This window comes from Kocuria tytonicola (assembly GCF_003687175.1).
In the GTDB taxonomy this organism is placed as follows: Bacteria; Actinomycetota; Actinomycetes; order Actinomycetales; family Micrococcaceae; genus Kocuria; species Kocuria tytonicola.
In genome coordinates this window covers 1,191,300-1,208,106 of record NZ_RDEX01000001.1, presented here as the reverse complement: position 1 = coordinate 1,208,106, position 16,807 = coordinate 1,191,300, and the positions used below count along the sequence as shown (strand labels likewise).

15 protein-coding genes are annotated in these 16,807 nt (G+C 72.0%); 4 read left to right on the top strand and 11 right to left on the bottom strand.

The window, feature by feature from the left end:
• Positions 1 to 4: 4 nt before the first annotated feature.
• Complete coding sequence (locus EAE32_RS05480; protein ID WP_121864402.1) at positions 5 to 436, bottom strand: hypothetical protein; 432 nt, start codon at positions 434 to 436, stop codon at positions 5 to 7.
• Between the two features lie 307 nt (positions 437 to 743).
• Between EAE32_RS05480 and EAE32_RS05475 the strand changes: the two genes are divergently transcribed.
• Positions 744 to 992, top strand: a complete 249-nt coding sequence (locus tag EAE32_RS05475) for a WhiB family transcriptional regulator (protein ID WP_085107600.1) — start codon at positions 744 to 746, stop codon at positions 990 to 992.
• 144 nt (positions 993 to 1,136) lie between these two features.
• On the opposite strand, the gene EAE32_RS05470 is transcribed toward EAE32_RS05475, so the two are convergent.
• The 3 genes from EAE32_RS05470 to EAE32_RS05460 are packed head-to-tail and all read right to left on the bottom strand — an operon-like array spanning position 1,137 to position 4,924.
• Positions 1,137 to 2,720 carry a sensor histidine kinase gene (locus EAE32_RS05470; RefSeq protein WP_121846684.1) on the bottom strand — a complete coding sequence of 528 codons (1,584 nt, stop codon included), beginning with the start codon at positions 2,718 to 2,720 and terminating at the stop codon, positions 1,137 to 1,139.
• Between the two features lie 21 nt (positions 2,721 to 2,741).
• Positions 2,742 to 4,256 (bottom strand): CpaE/TadZ family protein, encoded by a 1,515-nt coding sequence (locus tag EAE32_RS12105; RefSeq protein ID WP_121864401.1) that lies wholly within the window; start codon positions 4,254 to 4,256, stop codon positions 2,742 to 2,744.
• Complete coding sequence (locus EAE32_RS05460; protein ID WP_121846686.1) at positions 4,253 to 4,924, bottom strand: SAF domain-containing protein; 672 nt, start codon at positions 4,922 to 4,924, stop codon at positions 4,253 to 4,255. Before EAE32_RS05460 ends, EAE32_RS12105 begins: the two co-directional genes overlap by 4 nt.
• A 226-nt stretch (positions 4,925 to 5,150) precedes the next feature.
• Here EAE32_RS05460 and EAE32_RS05455 point away from each other — a divergent pair, with 226 nt between their 5' ends.
• Positions 5,151 to 5,366, top strand: coding sequence for a helix-turn-helix domain-containing protein (locus tag EAE32_RS05455; RefSeq protein ID WP_121846688.1), 216 nt, complete (start codon positions 5,151 to 5,153; stop codon positions 5,364 to 5,366).
• A 152-nt stretch (positions 5,367 to 5,518) separates the two neighbouring features.
• Here the strand turns inward: EAE32_RS05455 and EAE32_RS05450 are convergent, their stop codons facing one another.
• Positions 5,519 to 6,085 carry a hypothetical protein gene (locus EAE32_RS05450; RefSeq protein ID WP_121864400.1) on the bottom strand — a complete coding sequence of 189 codons (567 nt, stop codon included), beginning with the start codon at positions 6,083 to 6,085 and terminating at the stop codon, positions 5,519 to 5,521.
• 183 nt (positions 6,086 to 6,268) lie between these two features.
• Here EAE32_RS05450 and EAE32_RS05445 point away from each other — a divergent pair, with 183 nt between their 5' ends.
• Positions 6,269 to 7,108: a LysM peptidoglycan-binding domain-containing protein gene (locus EAE32_RS05445; protein ID WP_121864399.1), complete on the top strand. Its 840-nt coding sequence runs from the start codon at positions 6,269 to 6,271 to the stop codon at positions 7,106 to 7,108.
• 157 nt (positions 7,109 to 7,265) lie between these two features.
• The gene (locus EAE32_RS05440; protein WP_121864398.1) at positions 7,266 to 7,715 is read left to right on the top strand and encodes an Rv3235 family protein; all 450 of its coding nucleotides are present in this window, start codon (positions 7,266 to 7,268) and stop codon (positions 7,713 to 7,715) included.
• A 19-nt stretch (positions 7,716 to 7,734) separates the two neighbouring features.
• Here EAE32_RS05440 and secA read toward each other — a convergent pair whose 3' ends face one another.
• The 6 genes from secA to mtrA all read right to left on the bottom strand — a co-directional run bounded on the left by secA (position 7,735) and on the right by mtrA (position 16,798).
• A complete protein-coding gene (secA, locus tag EAE32_RS05435; RefSeq protein WP_121864397.1) occupies positions 7,735 to 10,512 on the bottom strand; it encodes a preprotein translocase subunit SecA in 2,778 nt (925 codons plus the stop codon).
• 169 nt (positions 10,513 to 10,681) lie between these two features.
• Positions 10,682 to 11,383: a ribosome hibernation-promoting factor, HPF/YfiA family gene (gene hpf, locus EAE32_RS05430; protein WP_121864396.1), complete on the bottom strand. Its 702-nt coding sequence runs from the start codon at positions 11,381 to 11,383 to the stop codon at positions 10,682 to 10,684.
• Between the two features lie 82 nt (positions 11,384 to 11,465).
• Complete coding sequence (locus tag EAE32_RS05425; RefSeq protein WP_121864395.1) at positions 11,466 to 12,296, bottom strand: ComF family protein; 831 nt, start codon at positions 12,294 to 12,296, stop codon at positions 11,466 to 11,468.
• Between the two features lie 73 nt (positions 12,297 to 12,369).
• Positions 12,370 to 14,154 (bottom strand): LpqB family beta-propeller domain-containing protein, encoded by a 1,785-nt coding sequence (locus EAE32_RS05420; RefSeq protein ID WP_243635591.1) that lies wholly within the window; start codon positions 14,152 to 14,154, stop codon positions 12,370 to 12,372.
• The gene (gene mtrB, locus EAE32_RS05415; protein WP_243635590.1) at positions 14,151 to 16,115 is read right to left on the bottom strand and encodes an MtrAB system histidine kinase MtrB; all 1,965 of its coding nucleotides are present in this window, start codon (positions 16,113 to 16,115) and stop codon (positions 14,151 to 14,153) included. Before mtrB ends, EAE32_RS05420 begins: the two co-directional genes overlap by 4 nt.
• Positions 16,112 to 16,798 carry an MtrAB system response regulator MtrA gene (mtrA, locus tag EAE32_RS05410; protein ID WP_121846153.1) on the bottom strand — a complete coding sequence of 229 codons (687 nt, stop codon included), beginning with the start codon at positions 16,796 to 16,798 and terminating at the stop codon, positions 16,112 to 16,114. The genes mtrB and mtrA overlap by 4 nt, the downstream gene beginning before the upstream one ends.
• Between the last annotated feature and the right edge of the window lie 9 nt (positions 16,799 to 16,807).

The following is a 16,807-nucleotide window of genomic DNA, read 5'->3' as shown; positions in this document are numbered from 1 at the left end:
CGGGTCAGCGGGCGGCGTCGTCCCGCGTGCGGTGCATCCACGCAACCGTGGACGGGGCGAGGAGGCACAGGATGGTCACCACGGCCACGGCGGCCACCACGAGACCCCACCCGCCCAGTGCCATCTGGAGGAAAGAGAGCCCCACGATCAGCAGGAAGGCCTGCGACACCAGGACCGCGGCGCGGGGCCAGCGCAGACCGGCCCAGGCCCCCCGGGCTGCGGCCGCGAGCCACACGGCGCCCCCGGCGAGGACCACGGTGCCGAACACGATGCCCGCAACCGGCAGCACGTGGCCGGTGAACAGCGTGGTGAACAGGGCCAGCGCCGAGAGGAGCAGCGCGAGCGCCTCGACTCCCACCGTGGCCGCCACGACCGACGCGGTCCAGGGCCGGGGTCCGGGGGCGGTGGTCCGGGAGCGGGTGGCCGGGGCGTTCATGGCAGGGCCTTTCGGAGGGGGCGGTGACGTCCCCACTGTAGTGAGGGCAACGGCGGCGTTCGCCGCGTCCGCTCCGAGTCACCGCCGACGGCTGCGGGGACCGCGACGGGTGGATGTGATGTACCGCTCAGACTCTTGTTTACGCTGTGTTTACGTGGGAAACTAATGACAGATCCTCAAAGGCCCGACCACCCGGGCCTTTTCTGTGTCACGCCACCGGTTTCCCCTTCGCGACCGACCGTCGCTCTCCTCGGGGTGCCCACTGGGCGGCACACACCCCGACCGTGAAAGGAGCGATGTCATTCCCATGGATTGGCGTAGTCGCGCAGCATGCCTCGAGAAAGACCCCGAACTGTTCTTCCCCGTGGGCAACACGGGCCCTGCCCTGCTGCAGATCGAAGAGGCCAAGGCCGTGTGCCGCTCCTGCGAGGTCATGGACACCTGCCTGCAGTGGGCCCTGGAGTCCGGCCAGGACGCCGGCGTGTGGGGCGGGATGAGCGAGGACGAACGGCGTGCCCTCAAGCGCCGGGCGGCCCGCGCCCGTCGCGCCTCCTGAGCCCGGTTCACCGCACGGCCTGCACTCGACACCACGGCCCGTGACCGCCCCTCTCGGCGGCTCACGGGCCGTGGTGCGTTTCCGGGCAGTTCGTGAGCTGTCGACGGCCCGGAGGGGGCGGTGGCCCGCCCCGTTGGTCTCTGCTCAGCCGCGACCGGACGCGGGCTGGGGGAACCTCGCGGTGATCACCACGCGCGTCCCACCGTCCTCCCCGGGCTCCCAGCGGATGCTCCCGCGCAGTTCGCTCGCCACGAGAGTGCGCACGATCTGCATGCCCAAGCCCTCCCCCTCGGCGGGCGGGCGGTAGGCGCTCACACCGGACTCCTCGATGACGGCATCGCCCATGCCGTGCCCGTCGTCGGTGATCGCGATCTCCACCACACGGTGCGAGTCACCGGACTCCGACACCTCGTCCTCCCCGTGAACCACCGAGAGCTGCACCGTTCCGTCCCGCTCCTTGAGCCCGTGCTCCACGGCGTTCGCCACGATCTCGTTGACCACGAGGGCCACGGACGTGGCGCTCTTGGACGGCAGGCGGCCGAAGCTGCCGTGCACCTCCGTGCGCACGTGCTGCCCCGCGGACGCCGTCTCCACCGCGAGCTTCACCTGGTGGCGCATGAGCTCGTCGAAGTCCACGTCCTCGGAGATCTCGTGGGACAGGGACTCGTGCACCCGTGCGATCGAGCTGACACGTCGCATCGCGTGGCGCAACCCGTTCCTGCCCTCCTCGGAGTGCATCCGGCGTGACTGCAGCCGCAGCAGCGCGGAGACCGTCTGCAGGTTGTTCTTCACCCGGTGGTGGATCTCGCGGATGGTCGCGTCCTTCGACACCAGTTGAAGGTCACGACGCCGCAGCTCGGTCACGTCACGGCACAGCAGCAGAGCACCCGTGCGCTCGGTGCCCTGGCGCAGCGGGATGGCGCGCAGGGTCGCGGACGCCTTGACCCCCGAGAGCTCGGCCCGCCACGGCATCGTTCCCGCGAGCACCGGCGCGAGCGTCTCGTCCACGCCCGGCGCGGTGAGCGGCAGCTGGCGTGCCACCTCGAGGAGGTTCTGCCCCTGCAGGTCCCCCTGCAGGCCCAGCCGACGGAAGGTGGAGAGTCCGTTCGGCGAGCAGAACTCCACCACTCCCGAGGCGTTCAGCCGCAGCATGCCGTCCCCCACGCGGGGAGCGCCCCGGCGGGAGTCGCTGCGCACCGCGAAGTCCGGCCACGTGCCCTGGTTCGCCATGCGGAGCAGGTCCCCGGCGGACTCCCGGTACACGAGCTCCATGCGGGAGGGCAGCCGGTCGCGCTGCGGGTCCGCGGTGACACTGACCACCGCAATGGTGCGCCTGTTGCGCACGAGCGGCACGAGGGTGACGGAGCGGGGGGCCAGGCTCGACCACTCCGAGGGCCCCGCGCGCTCGATGGACCGGTCGATCCAGGCCCGGCGCAGGGTCCGGGCGGCCTGCCCACCGACGAGCTCCCCCACCATGTCCTTCTGGTACGCCGTGGGTCCCGTGGTCGGGCGGGAGTGGGCGAGCACGAGGAATTCGCTGCCCTCCGCCGGGACCGGCCGACCCGTGGGGTTCTCGGCCGCCGGAACCACGTCGCGCGGGAAACACAGCAGGAGGTCTCCGAAGCCCAGGTCAGCCAGCAGCTGCCAGTCCCCCACGAGCAGGTGGAGCCACTCGGCGTCCCCGGCGTCGAAGTCCGCCACCTGGCGCAAGGGGTCGGTGAATGCCATGGCACGCTCGCTCTCTCACGCTCAACCGCGGCGCAGCCACGCGCCCATCCGACGCCCCAGCCTAGTACCCGTCACGGTCTCCCCCGCTCCGCCCGGACCAGCCACGGTGGGTGGTCCCCCGTCCGCCACGAGCCTGCGGGCCAGGCCCGTGAACTCCTGCCGCAGAGCGCTGCGCGGAGCCGTCTCGGCGAGCACGGCCCCGGCCAGCAGCGCGTCGTCGCACGCCGCCGGGTCCCAGGGCAGGGTGCCGGCAATCGCGTGTCCCGGGGAGAAGCGCCGCCACGCCTCCACCACGGATGCGGCCGCGGAGCGCCCGGCCGCCGCCGCGCGCAGCTTGTTCACGACCACCACCACGCGCACGTCCGGCGCGGCCTCCTCGAGCTCCGGCAGGGCCTTGACCAGCCGGGGAATCCCCAGGGTGTCGGCGGCCCCGACCGCGAGCACCGTGTCCGCGGCCGCAACCGCCCCCAGCGTTCCCGCGTTGCGTCGCGGCGCGAGGAAGTCAGTGCTGATCTCCTCGTCGGACTCCAGGCTGAAGGCCGTGTCCACGACCACCAGCCCGTACCCCTCCCGCGCCCGCTCCAGCACCGTGTCCAGGGCCAGCCCCCGAACCTCCGGCCAACGGTCAGCGCGGGTGATTCCCGTGAGGACGTCCAGGGTGGTCCCCGCCACCGAGACGGCGCTCACGCACCGGGCAAGCCCCTCCCGGTCCAGGCGCCCCTGGTCCGCGAGGCGGCACGCCTGTGCGAGACCGGCCGTCTCGTCCAGCATCCCGAGGCTCGCCGCCACGGAGGCCGCACAGGTGTCCGCGTCCACGAGCAGCACCCGGTGTCCCAGCAGGGCGGCCTCGGCGGCCACGTTGAGTGCCGTCACGGTGCGGCCCGGCGCACCGGCGGGTCCCCACACCGCCACCACGCGGTGCGGGTCGGGCGCGGACTCGTGGACCGGTGCGTTCTCGTGGGCGTCGGGCACCCACTCCGTCTCGTCCTCGCCGTCGTCACCGGCGCGTCGGGAGCCCGCGTCCACCGCCGGTCCCCGGCCGACGACGCCGCTCCGCCCGGTCGGCGCCGACCCCGCGGGCCCCGGACCGGCGGAGACGCCCGGAGGGCGAGCGCCGGACGAGGTGGTGGCCGGTTCGTCGTGGGCGGAGGGTGGCGCAGGGATGTCCGAGCTGCTGTCCGCGGTCCTGTCCGGGAACGGCTGATCCACCGCGTGCTCGAGGCGGGCGGCGAGATCCTCCCCCGACACCCCCGCGGGAACGGCCTCCACGCCGAGCCGGGCGAGCCGAGAGCTGTCGTGGCCCTCGACCACGAGGACGCGCAGCCCGTTCACCGCGAGCTGCTCCAGGATGCTGGCCGTGAGGTCCTCCGCGCCCTCGGCCACGAGGGCCGCCTGGGCCATGCCGGTGTGCGCGCACGCGAGCAGGTCGGCGAGCTCGAGGCACCGCCGCACCACGGTGACGTCCCCGTGCAGCCGCTCGAGACGGTCCACGAGCTCCCACGTGCTGGAGCCGAGCGTCACCACCGAGATGCTCACGAGCCGCTTCCCGAGGTGTTCAGGACCAGGGTCACCTTGGCGTCGTTGCCGAGGGCGTCCACGAGCGGCCCCACCTGGGCCTGCCGCACCAGGACGTGCACGGTCACACCGCCCGAGCCGCCCAGGGCGGTGTCCTGGGTGTCCACCGCGGCGATCTCCGCGCCCGTGACGAGTTTCTTGGGTTCCGCGTAGCCGCGCCCCGTGGGACGGGGTGTGGCCACCCACACGTCCACGTGCGCGCCGGGTCCCGCCTGGGCGGGCAGAGGTGTGTCCAGGGCAATGCCCACGGGAGTGCGGTCGAGGGCGTCCGCCGTGCCGACCGACGCCGCGGGGACGAGCTGGCCGCGGACCACGCGCTGGGTGACCACGGCGTTCTCGTGCAGCGGCTCGCCCGCGCCCAGGTACTGGGTGGCGGCGTCCTGCAGGTGCGCGTCCACGGTGGTGAGGTCCTCCGCGGTGACGCGCTGGCCCACCGCGAGGTCCCGTGCGGCCACGTAGTAGGGATCGCTGCGGTTGATGGAGGCGACCAGGAGCACGACCCCCGTGACCGACAGCAGGACCAGCAGCAGTCCCACGAGCAGACGGGGGTCCCGCCAGGACGGTCTGCGGAACCGGGCGGCGGTGCTCCCACCGTGTGCCGTGCGCTCGCGCGGTGTGCTCACTGCCATGCCTCGAGTCCTTCCCCCGGGTGCCGGCCCCCGCCGGTCACCCCCGAGTGTGCCCGGCCGGAGAAGCCCGGGGAAGATCGACGGGCCACCTGTGGACAAAGGTGACCACGTCTCGATCCCGACCGCAGGCTGTTGACAAGCGCCCCCGGAGGGCACCAGGTGAGAGACTTCAGGACGAAGTACCCTGTATCGACATCGAACGACGCCAAAGGAAGTGATGCACCGCATGTCGCAGCAACGATTCCTCACGCTCGCGGATGTCGCAGAGATCCTCTCCATCTCCGTCCCCCAGGCCCGCGCCATGGTCCGCTCCGGCGAGTTGCCCGCCATCCAGGTGGGCGGCCGCGGCCAGTGGCGCGTGGAGAAGGCCAAGCTGGAGGAGTACATCCAGCAGGGATACGAGCGCACCCAGCAGGCCGTGCGGGAGGGCACCCTGGCCTGACACCGAACTGCGCGCGCCAGAGCGGGTCGCTCCCCGAGGGCACGGCACATCCGGTCGGCGGAGACCCGACGGGTCGGCTGCGGCCCGGCGGCGGAGTCGACGCTCCCCCTCGGGCAACGACCCCGCCGCGCACCTCCGCGCGCCGGCGCGGCTCACCCCGCGTCGAGCGACGAGACGAGCACCACGGAGGAGAACGGGACGGTGCGCACCGTCATGACCGCGCGGCGTCGGCGGAACTGGTCCTGCGGGTGGACCGCCACGTCGAAGAAGTCCTGACCCACGGCGTCCACCGTGCCCTCGAGCTCACCGTGCCCGGCATGCTCCTGCACCACCACCCGCACGTGCACCCGCGCGGTGCTCAGGGCGCGCAGCACGTGACCCATCCCGAGCCTGCGAATGGACGAGCGCTCCGGCAGCACCTCGAACCGGCGCGGCAGCCCCTCCCACCACGCGACGGCGTGCAGCGGGACCAGGTGCTGCACGTGACCCTCCCGGACCACCACCCAGCCGGAGCCCACGCCGTCCAGGACGCCCTCGAGCACGTCCCCGTGGGCGGGTCGCACGCGGACGGGGCCGTCCCGGTGCGCGGCCAGTCGCTCCAGCAGTGTGAGGCGGGAGAGCTCAGCTCGCGCCGTTTCGACCGCCTCCTGCTCCGCCATGCGCAGGCGGGCCTGTGCGAGCTGGGCCTCCATGTCCTCGAAGAGGTCGTCCCACCGCATGTCCGCTCCTGTTCCCGCCCGTGTCGCCGCCGCTCCGTCCCGAGACTACGGATCGGCTTGCGCCCCTCCCAGACGCACTAGCGCCGAATCTGCATGCCTCCGCATGGATCATTGACTCCCGACCCGCTTCCCTGGATGATCTAAAAACGTCAAACGACATCAAACGACATCATCGGAGATAACATGGGCCAGCAGCACTGCACCGCTCAACCGGCCGCGCACCGAGCACCGGCACTGTGGCTCGCGGTTCCCGTGGTCGCGGGAACGGCCGGCGCGCTCGGCTGGTCCCACGTCCTCCGGCTCCAGGCCTCCGGCACGGGGAACGACCCACAGCTCACCCTCGCCGCTCTCACGTCCGCCCTGTGCCTTGCGGTGGCCGGGTGGTGGATCGGCGGCCTCGCCATGGTGTGCGTGGGCGCGCTGGCCCGCACCCTGCGGTGGCACCCGGTCGAGCGCTGGGCCGCCCGGCTGACCCCCGGCTTCGTAGCACGCACCGCGGCCGCTCTCGTGGGCGCCCAGCTCCTCGCGTTCAGCCCGGCCCACGCGGACGACGCCGCCCCGGACCCCTTCTGGGCACCCGCGGCCCCCGGCACGGAGCAGCTCGCCCCGCCCACGGAAGGTGCTTCCGACACCGCCCCGGGACAGTCTCCCGGTGCAGGGTCCAGCACCCCAGAGACCCCGAGCAGTGCGTCCCCGTCGCCCGGCTCGCCCGACGGAGCACACGGAACCGCGGATCGGGCCGCCGACACCTCTGCCACCGGTGCGGAGGCCCCGGCCCACCGGGCGGCACCTCCCGCACGCGACCGGGTGGCCGACGGAGCCCTCACCGTGGTGGAAGGGGACACCCTCTGGGACCTCACGGCGCAGCTGCTGGGGCCTGGAGCGACGGACGGGGTCGTGTGCGAGCACCTCGCGTCCTGGCTGGACCACAACACCCTTGCCGAGCACGGCGACCTGATCCACCCCGGGGACGTGCTGCGCGTCCCGCCCCGGTTGCTGGACGCCGCGGGGAGCTCTCGGTGAGGGGCGTCGAGCGCAGCGTCGCACCAGGTGCCGGGGCATCCGGGCCCTCCCGGGCGAACCGTCGCCACGCACCGCCGCCCCCGCCCGGATCCCAGCACCCCGGCAGCAGCGGGCACGCAACGCGTCCCGCGCCACCCCGCCCACGAAGGAGAACGTCATGACCGTCATCGTCCCCGAGTCCACACCCCGCACGCCCGCCGGCGGCTACTCGTGGCGCCAGGACCGCTCCGCGGCCGCACTCACCGGGAAGAACGAGTCGGAGCGGGTGGCCGCGATCGCCCGCAGCATCGGCCAGGCCGCCGTGGAGATCCTCGCCGGCACGAGACCGGCCTCCCAGCTCTCACGGTGGACGGATCCCGAGGTGGTGGAACGCTTTGCGGAGCGGGCCGCCATGCTGAAGCTCGTGCAGGAGCAGTGCCCGGAGCGCCGGTCCCTGTTCGAGGTGCACCGCGCCGCCCGCGTCCGGCGCGTGCGGGTGTGCAGCCCCGCCGCGGGATGCTACGAGGCATCGCTCGTGGTCGAGGAGTCCACCCGCGCACGAGCGGTGGCGCTGCGCATCGAGCGCACGGCACGGCAGTGGCGGGTCACCCACCTGGAGGTGGGGTGACCCGCCACGGCAGTTCGCGTCAGCCGCGCTTGCGGCGGGCCCTGGAACCGCTCCTGCGGGACGTGCCACGACGCTGCGCCCGGTTTCCGCCGGCACCCTCGACGTCGGCTGTTCCGGGATCACCGGTGGCCTCCGCCCCGCCGTCCGCCGAAGCCAGCGCCGACCCCGTCGCGGGGTCCGACGACGCCGCGTCCGTCTCGACCGCGGCCTCCGGCTCGCCGTCCTCGTTCGGCGCCGTGTACCGCAGGAACGCGGGCCGCTGGGGCGTGGTGAGCTCCACCGCGCCGCCCCCCTCGCCCGTGCGCTGCGTGCGAACCTCCAGGTTGAACAGCGTGACCACGGTCTGCTCCCGGATGGCGGCCATCATGTCCTGGAACATGGCGTGGCCCTCCCGCTGGTACTCCACCAACGGGTCCCGCTGGGCCATGGCCCGCAGCCCGATGCCCTCCTTGAGGTAGTCCATCTCGTAGAGGTGCTCGGGCCAGCGCTGACCGATCACCGAGAGCAGCACACGGCGCTCGAGGTTGCGCATGGCCTCCGGGCCGAGCTGCTCCTCACGCTCCTGGTAGGTGACCTTCGCGTCCGAGAGGATCTGCTCCTGCAGGAAGTCCGAGCTCAGCCGCGGCCTGCCGCCGGCCTCCGCCACGACCTCGTCCGGGGTCAGGGACACCGGGTAGATGGCCCGCAGGGCGTCCCACAGCGCGTCCAGGTCCCAGTCCTCGGGGTGACCCGTGCGGGTGCGGTCCAGGATGGTGGAGGTGATGACCTCCTCGGTGAACTGCTGGATCTGCTCCTCGATGTCGTCGCCCATGAGAATCCGCTTGCGGTCCCTGTAGATGACCTCGCGCTGCCGGTTCAGGACGTCGTCGTACTTGAGCACGTTCTTGCGCTGCTCGGCGTTGCGGCCCTCCACCTGGTTCTGGGCGTTCGCGATGCCGGAGGTGATGAGCCGGCCCGTCACGGGGACGTCGTCCGGGGCGATCGCCATGAGCCGCTGGGCGGCACCCGGGTTGAACAGACGCATGAGGTCGTCGGAGAGCGACAGGTAGAACCGGGACTCCCCGGGATCCCCCTGGCGCCCGGAGCGCCCGCGGAGCTGGTTGTCGATGCGCCGGGACTCGTGGCGCTCCGTGCCGAGCACGTACAGCCCTCCGGCCTCCAGCACCTCGTCGTGCTCGGTGCGGGTGGCCTCCTCGCACGCCTCGAGCACCTCGGGCCAGCGGGCCTCGTACTCCTCCGCGTCCCGCTCCGGGTCCAGGCCCAGCTCGGCCATCTTCTCCACGGCGTTGAACTCGGCGTTGCCACCGAGCATGATGTCCGTGCCGCGACCGGCCATGTTGGTGGCCACGGTGACGGCACCCTTGCGCCCGGCCTGCGCGACGATCGCCGCCTCGCGGGCGTGGTTCTTGGCGTTGAGCACCTCGTGGCGCACACCGCGCTTGGCCAGCAGCTTGGAGAGGTACTCGGACTTCTCCACGGACGCGGTGCCCACCAGGACCGGCTGGCCCTTCGCGTGGCGCTCCTCGATGTCCCGCACCACCGCGGCGTACTTGGTGGCCTCGTTCTTGTAGACCACGTCCCGCTTGTCCTCGCGGGCGATGCCGCGGTGCGGCGGAATGGCCACCACACCGATCTCGTACGTGTTCATGAACTCCGCGGCCTCGGTCTGCGCCGTGCCCGTCATGCCGGAGAGCTTGTCGTAGAGGCGGAAGTAGTTCTGCAGGGTGATCGTGGCCATCGTCTGGTTCTCGGGCTTGATCTCCACGCCCTCCTTGGCCTCGATGGCCTGGTGGACGCCCTCGTTGTAGCGGCGCCCGGCGAGCACGCGGCCGGTGTGCTCGTCCACGATCTTCACCTCGCCGTCCGCGACGATGTAGTCCTTGTTGCCCCGGAACAGCTCCTTGGCCTTGATCGCGTTGTTGAGGAACCCGATGAGGGGCGTGTTGTGGGACTCGTAGAGGTTGTCGATGCCGAGCCAGTCCTCGACCTTCTCGATGCCGGGTTCGAGCACACCCACGGTGCGCTTCTTCTCGTCCACCTCGTAGTCGGTCTCGGGCTGCAGCTTCTTGACCACCGTGGCGAACTCGCGGTACCACCGGTTGGCCTCGCCGGACGCCGGCCCGGAGATGATGAGCGGTGTGCGCGCCTCGTCGATGAGGATGGAGTCCACTTCGTCCACGATGGCGAAGTTGTGCCCGCGCTGCACGAGCTCGTCCTTGGTCCACGCCATGTTGTCGCGCAGGTAGTCGAAGCCGAACTCGTTGTTGGTGCCGTAGGTGATGTCAGCGGCGTACTGCTCGCGCCGCTGCGCCGGGTCCTGACCGCCCAGGATCACACCGGTCTCCAGCCCCAGGAAGCGGTACACGCGGCCCATGAGGTTGGCCTGGTACTCGGCGAGGTAGTCGTTCACGGTGACGACGTGCACGCCCTTGCCCGCCAGGGCGTTGAGGTAGGCGGGGGCGGTGGCCACGAGGGTCTTGCCCTCACCGGTCTTCATCTCCGCGATGTGGCCCAGGTGCAGGGCCGCACCGCCCATGATCTGCACGTCGAAGTGGCGCTGCCCGAGGGTCCGCGAGGCGGCTTCCCGCACGGCGGCGAAGGCCTCCGGCAGCAGCCGGTCCAGGGACTCGCCGTCCGCGATGCGCTCCCGGAACGCGTCCGTCTCCGCCCGCAGCTCGGCGTCGGAGAGTGCCGAGAAGCTGTCCTCGAGGCTGTTGACGGCGTCCGCGTACGTCCTCAGCCGCTTCAGGACGCGCTTGTCCCCCGTGCGAAGAACGGTTTCCAGGAATGACGCCACGTGTGTTCGCTCCTCCAGATCAATGGCGGGCACCGGACAGGAGAGGGGGTGCACCGCCGAACAGTGTACGTGAGTGAGTCTGGGCGCTCCCCGCGCAGGACCGCGGGCCCCGCACCGTGCTCACGGGGCCCGCGGCCACTCGGCGGACGGGGATACCGCCCGGCAACGGTCAGGAGGTGACCTGCTGCGAACCGGGCTGGTACGCCCGCGTGCGCTCCTCCTCGGAGCGGCCGTCGTTGCTGAGGCTGATCACTCCGTACTCCCAGCCCTTGCGGCGGTACACGGCGGACGGCTCCTGCGTCTCCTTGTCCACGAACAGGAAGAAGTCGTGCCCCACGAGCTCCATCTGGTCCACGGCCTCGTCCACGGTGATCTGGTGGGCGGGGAAGCGCTTGCGGCGGATCTCCACGGGTGTGGGGGTGTCGCTCAGCGGGTAGTCGGGGCTGAAGGCCTCGTCCTCGGCCGCGGAGAGCTCCTGCTCGCTCGCGAAGCCCACGAAGGAGCCGGAGGGCACCACGGGCAGCGAGCTCGTGGCCTCGTGCACGGCGATGGGCTTCTGGTGGCCGCCGCGGTGGACCTTGCGCCGGTCCCGGGCGCGGCGCAGCTGCTCCACGAGCTTGGCGTAGGCCTCGTCGAACGCGGCGAACTTGTCGTCGTTGCGGGCCTCGGCCCGCAGCACCGGCCCTCGGCCCACCACGGTGATCTCCACGCGCATGCCCTGGTGGCCGGAGGCGCCGTTGTCCTTGGTGACCTTGACCTCGATGGATTGGACCTTGTCGCCGAGCTGCTGGAAGCGCTCGCTCTTCTCCTCGACGTATTCCTTGAATCGGTCCGGCAGGGTGACGTTGCGGCCTTGGATGTTCAGTTCCATGAGACCCTCCACATCTTGAGGATGGCGCGGGAGGTGGTGCTCTCCCGCACGGGACACCTTCCATGCTTCCCGTGGTCCAACGCTAGAGGAAACTGTGGGGGAATTCACGGACAACGGGATCTGACATCTGTGCGTTCTCCGGTGGTGAACGCCGGGCCCGCACCCCGGCGAGGGTGACCACCGCGGGCACCACCGCGCCGGCGCCCCGCAGGCACCGCACGGCCTCGGCGGCGGTGGCCCCCGTGGTGAGGACGTCGTCCACGACCACGCAGGTCAGTCCGGAGACGTCCCGTGCGCGCATCGTGCCGCGGATCGCACGGACCCGGTCCGCGCGCCGTCGGGACTTCTGGGAGCCGGGGTGCCCCGTGCGACGCACCGGGGGTCGGTGGCGCAGCGCGTGCCGCACGGCGGAGCCGGAGGGAAGTGCTGCGGCGTCGAGCAGGACGGCCACGGGATCGAACCAGCGACGCCGCCTGGCGCGCGCACTCGTGGGGACGGGCACCCAGTGCAGCGGGCCCGACGACGCCGTGCCCCGGGCGGTGGCCGCGAGGGCCCCCGAGAGCGCTGCCGCGAGGACCGGCACGAGATCTGTCCGGCCGCCGTTCTTGTAGGCGAGCAGTGCCGCGGCGAGTTCGTGCTCGTAGTCGCCGGCCACGAGCACCCTCACCCCCGCGTCCTCGAGCGGCCCGGGCGGGACCACGGCGGCGGGGCGGGCCGTGGACCGGCGCAGCAGCCGACGGCAGGCGCTGCACAGGGTGGCCCCCGGGACACCGCACGCCGCGCACGAGACGGGGAGGATGAGCTCCAGGGCCCGCGCCCACCAGGCCGTGCACCGCGCCGCTGCGCGGTCCCAGCCGGGAGTCCCCCTCCCCCGGAGCATTCGCACGACCGGTGACCTGCGTGTCTGAGCCATGCGCCCAGTCCACCCCGGCCGGGGCGGGACCGTGCGGCCGGGGAACCGCATGGGGAGCCCCGGTCGCACGGTGTCATCCGGCGAAGGAGGTGTCCGTGACGTCCTCGCTCTGCAGCGCCCACGAGCTGCCCGTGAGCATGTAGAGCCGTCCGTCCGAGGCGCCGTACACGGCGGCAGGCCCGTTGCCCCCGGCGATCGAGGTCACGCCCGTGAGGGAGGGGAGGTCATCGAAGTGCCCGGCCACCGTGTAGCGCCGGGGCTGGGCGTTGCTGTCCCGGTCCAGGGCCGTGGTCACGAACTCGTCCGAGCCGATCCACTGGGCCGTGTTGACGTCCACGTCCGCCGCCACGGCGTTGCCCTTCTCGAGCTCCACGGGCTTGCCCGATCCGTCACGCACCACACCGGCGATCCAGATGGTGGCCCGGGGGGAGTTCTCGGCGGTGGTGACCAGCAGGGCGCGCCCACCCTCGCGGGAGATCCGCAGGGAGGCCACGTGCTTGTCCCGCAGCCAGTCCGCCGAGACGGTGGTTCCCTCCCCCGTGGACGAGGCCTCCACGGTGCGCACCGTACCGGAGTGGTCCGATCCCCACACCCACCCCTGCGGGTCGAAGCTCGGCCGGGTCAGCCTGCTCCCGGACCAGCGCCGCTGCGGCTGCTTGCCGGGTGCCACGGTGTAGAGCGAGGAGTCCGCGGAGTCCACGAACCCGAAGCTCGTGGCCTCGGCGCCCATGCCGGGTTTCGTGACGGTGGCGCCCTCGGGAAGGGTGATGTCCGGGATCTGCTCGGTCTGCCCACCCTGGTAGAAGGCCAGCCGGTTGTCGGACACCCCGATCTGCCGGTTGGGCACGGTCATCGAGCGCACGGGGTCCGATCCGCTGCGGGCGGTGGGCTCCACGGGTGCGTCGTTCACGGTGAGGTTGATGTCCTCCACGGAGGGCACGGAGCGCAGGGTGGCGCGCAGCTGCTGCTCCATCCGGCGCGCCTGGTCCACGTCCGCGGGGTCGTAGCCGGAGACGCTCAGGTCCACCGCGGCCGTGCCGCCCGACACGGGCACCGAGGACCGGGACAACGAGGCGCTCTGCGGGATGGCACTCGCCACGGCGTCCCCCAGGTACGGCGCGGGGCCGCTCATGAGCGCCCGCACCGCGGCGGTGGACGCGGTGGGTCGCTTGGCGAACCACCGCGGGTCCGGGACCAGGCTCTTCTCGTCCTGCGCCGAGTAGTAGTAGAGCTCCACGGGGGAGAAGATCTGCGGGAAGTCCTTCTCCGGGATCAGCACCCCGTCCGGGGCCTTGGAGATCCGCCACTGCCCGTCCACAGAGGTCAGCTCGAAGTCCAGGACCCGGGTGCTGCCCTCGGGCTGCGCGGTGAACACGCCGTTGGGCCCCAGCTCGGCACTGACCTCGGTGCTCGTGCGGAACTCGCCCTCGTCCAGGCGCGGCACCGTGGTGGGGTCCCCCGAGTGGATCAGCACCCGCGCGTCCGGCTTCCACGTGGTGGCCAGCTGCGGGGTGAGGTACTGGCGGGCCACGGAGTAGTCGTCCTGCGCTCCTACGCCCGCCGCCAGGAACCCCTCGACCACTTCCTGCGCGGAGGCACCGCGCCGCGGGGCCTGGGGGTTGTAGGGCATGTCGCTCTGCTGCGACTGCTCCGTGGGCTCGACGACCTTGTGGACCGGGCCCGAACGGGGCATCGCCCCGCACGCGGTCAGGGCGAGCGCGACGACCACCGCGAGCGCGGCACCGGTCAGGCGGCGCGCACACACACGCGCGCCCCGCACGGGCGCTCCCCCGCAGGCGACCGGCCCGGTGGTGCTCGGGAGCTCGCGCGTGCTCGGTGCGGTCCTCCGGACGCTCATGGCTTCTCCGTCCCGTCTCCGCGCACCACGGCGCTCGACCCTGTGTGCGTGCCCCCGGTTGGCCCGGTCTGCCCCCTGCTCGTCTCCCCCGGCACGACGACGCCGCCGGCCGTCACGGCCCCGGGTTCCCGCCGTGCGGTGTCCCCGCTCGAGGCCGGGGTGCGCCCGCTCTCGGAACCCGGCCGCGCGGCGTCGTCGTCGGAGGGGGCGGGGAACGCGATGAGCAGCTGGCCGGTGTCGGGCTCCACCGTGGGGCCCACTGCGGGGGCGGTGAGCTGCAGGGACCCCGTGTCCGTGACCCGGGCGGTGGACTCCGTGAACCGGTCCGCCGGGGGCAGGGACAGCGGGTTGGGCAGCTCCGGGTCCAGGGGCTGGGTGCGCAGCAGCGGCAGGGTGAGCCGGAAGCACGCGCCGTTGTCCGGCTCGGCCCAGACCTCCAGGCGCCCGCCGTGCAGCCGGGTGTCCTCCGTGGCGATCGCGAGTCCCAGCCCGGTGCCGCCCACGGTGCGCGCCCGGGCAGGGTCCCCGCGCCAGAACCGGTTGAAGACCTTGGTGACCTGCTCCTCGTCCATGCCGATGCCGTAGTCCCGCACCGCGACCGCCACGCAGTTCTCGTTGGCCGCCACGTAGATGTCCACCGGTTTGGACTCGCCGTGCTCCAGCGCGTTGGTCACCAGGTTGCGCAGGATGCGGTCGATGCGACGCTGGTCCATCTGCACCACGCAACGGGTGAGCGTGGAGCGCACCGTGAGCTCCGAACCGCACGTGACCACCAGGGGTGCCGCGGCCTCCACCACGTCGTAGATCACCGTGAAGATGTCCGTGGAAGCCATGTCCAGGCGCGCGGCACCGGCGTCGAACCGGGAGATCTCCAGCAGGTCCGAGAGCATGGAGTCGAAGCGGTCCACCTGGTTGTGCAGCAGCTCGGCGGAGCGGCGGTTCACGGGGTCGAAGTCCTCGCGCGCGTTGTAGAGCACCTCCGCCGCCATCTTCACGGTGGTCAGCGGGGTGCGCAGCTCGTGGGAGACGTCCGAGACGAACGTCTGCTGCATCGAGGAGAGCTGCTCGAGCTGGGTGATCTGGGTCTGGATGGAGTCCGCCATCCGGTTGAACGAGCGGGACAGCCGGGCGACCTCGTTGGTGCCGCGCACCTGCATGCGCACGTCCAGGTCCCCCTCGGACAGACGCTGCGAGACGCGTGCGGTGTTGGAGACCGGGCGCACCACCTCACGGGTGACGTACCAGACGATCGTGCCCACGAGCAGCAGCAGCGCCACCATGGACAGCAGCAGCACCGCGTGGATGGAGTCCAGGGTGGCCTGCGGGTCGGAGAAGTCGTACACGAAGTAGAGCCCGTAGCGGGAGTTCTGGTTGAGCTGGACCACGTCCCCGATCACGATCACGGGCTGCTCGGGACCGTTCTCCGTCATGCGCGCGGAGGCGGGCTGCCAGTAGGTGCCGTCCGCGCTGGCCACGCGCTGCTGCAGCTGCTGCGGCACGGTGGCGGACGTCATCCAGGAGCTCTCGCTCTGGACACCCACGAAGGACTGGCCCGGCCCCTGGTCCAGCGGGATGAGGATCCAGCGGTGGTCCGTGGAGCCGGTGTCCTGGCTCAGGCTGCCGAGGGTGGAGTTGATGAGCGCCTGCACCTCGGTGCGGTCCGAGGCGTCCGAGGCGTCGAAGCTCGCCTGGGCGGTGTCGATGTCGGTGCGCGCCTCCTCCAGCACCTGGTTCAGCCGGTCCGTGAACAGCCGGTCCGCGATCTGGTGGGAGAGGAAGCTTCCCGTGGCGAGGAACGCCACGGACGTGAGCGTGAGCGCCACGGCGATGGCGCGGAACTGCAGGGACTGCCGCCACCGGCGGAACAGCACCCGGCGCCCCAGCCGGAGCCTGCGGAACCGTTTGGGGCGACGGCGCGTGGCCGAGGTCTTCGCCGGGAGGCGCGCCGGGGCGGGCGTCATTTGTGCGGGTGTCCGCCGGCTTTGTAGCCGATGCCGCGCACCGTCAGCACCACTTCGGGGTTCTCGGGATCGCGTTCCACCTTGGAGCGCAGCCGCTGCACGTGCACGTTGACCAGGCGGTTGTCCGCCGCGTGCGGGTAGCCCCACACGTCCCGCAGCAGCTCGTCACGGCTGAACACCTGGTGCGGCGAGCGCGCGAGGGTGGCCAGCAGGTCGAACTCCAGGGGCGTCAGGGAGATCTCCTCGTCGCCCCGGGTGACGGTGTGGCCGGTGACGTCGATGACGATGTCACCGAGGGTGATCTCCTGCGTGGCACCGCGGTCCGTGGGACGCAGCCGGGCCTTGACCCGCGCCACGAGCTCGGCGGGCTTGAAGGGCTTGGGGACGTAGTCGTCCGCGCCGGCCTCGAGCCCGCGCACCACGTCCGCGGTGTCGGACTTGGCGGTCAGCATCACGATGGGCACGTCCGATTCCGCGCGGATCTGCTGGCACACCTGGATGCCGTCCATCCCGGGCAGCATGAGGTCCAGCAGGATCACGTCCGGCTCGCAGGCGCGGAACACCTCGCGGGCGCTCGCGCCGTCGTAGCAGTACACCGGCTCGAAGTCCTCCGAGGCCAGGATGATGCCGATCATCTCGGACAACGCGGCGTCGTCGTCCACCACCAGAATTCTTGCCTTCATGGCCCCGCT

Excerpts from the sequence above, each read along its gene's own strand:
- EAE32_RS05480 (WP_121864402.1), bottom strand. The coding sequence starts at position 436 with ATGAACGCCCCGGCCACCCGCTCCCGGACCACCGCCCCCGGACCCCGG.
- EAE32_RS05475 (WP_085107600.1), top strand. The coding sequence starts at position 744 with ATGGATTGGCGTAGTCGCGCAGCATGCCTCGAGAAAGACCCCGAACTG.
- EAE32_RS05470 (WP_121846684.1), bottom strand. The coding sequence starts at position 2,720 with ATGGCATTCACCGACCCCTTGCGCCAGGTGGCGGACTTCGACGCCGGG.
- EAE32_RS05460 (WP_121846686.1), bottom strand. The coding sequence starts at position 4,924 with ATGGCAGTGAGCACACCGCGCGAGCGCACGGCACACGGTGGGAGCACC.
- EAE32_RS05455 (WP_121846688.1), top strand. The coding sequence starts at position 5,151 with ATGTCGCAGCAACGATTCCTCACGCTCGCGGATGTCGCAGAGATCCTC.
- EAE32_RS05450 (WP_121864400.1), bottom strand. The coding sequence starts at position 6,085 with ATGCGGTGGGACGACCTCTTCGAGGACATGGAGGCCCAGCTCGCACAG.
- EAE32_RS05445 (WP_121864399.1), top strand. The coding sequence starts at position 6,269 with ATGGGCCAGCAGCACTGCACCGCTCAACCGGCCGCGCACCGAGCACCG.
- EAE32_RS05440 (WP_121864398.1), top strand. The coding sequence starts at position 7,266 with ATGACCGTCATCGTCCCCGAGTCCACACCCCGCACGCCCGCCGGCGGC.
- hpf (WP_121864396.1), bottom strand. The coding sequence starts at position 11,383 with ATGGAACTGAACATCCAAGGCCGCAACGTCACCCTGCCGGACCGATTC.
- EAE32_RS05425 (WP_121864395.1), bottom strand. The coding sequence starts at position 12,296 with ATGGCTCAGACACGCAGGTCACCGGTCGTGCGAATGCTCCGGGGGAGG.
- EAE32_RS05420 (WP_243635591.1), bottom strand. The coding sequence starts at position 14,154 with ATGAGCGTCCGGAGGACCGCACCGAGCACGCGCGAGCTCCCGAGCACC.
- mtrB (WP_243635590.1), bottom strand. The coding sequence starts at position 16,115 with ATGACGCCCGCCCCGGCGCGCCTCCCGGCGAAGACCTCGGCCACGCGC.
- mtrA (WP_121846153.1), bottom strand. The coding sequence starts at position 16,798 with ATGAAGGCAAGAATTCTGGTGGTGGACGACGACGCCGCGTTGTCCGAG.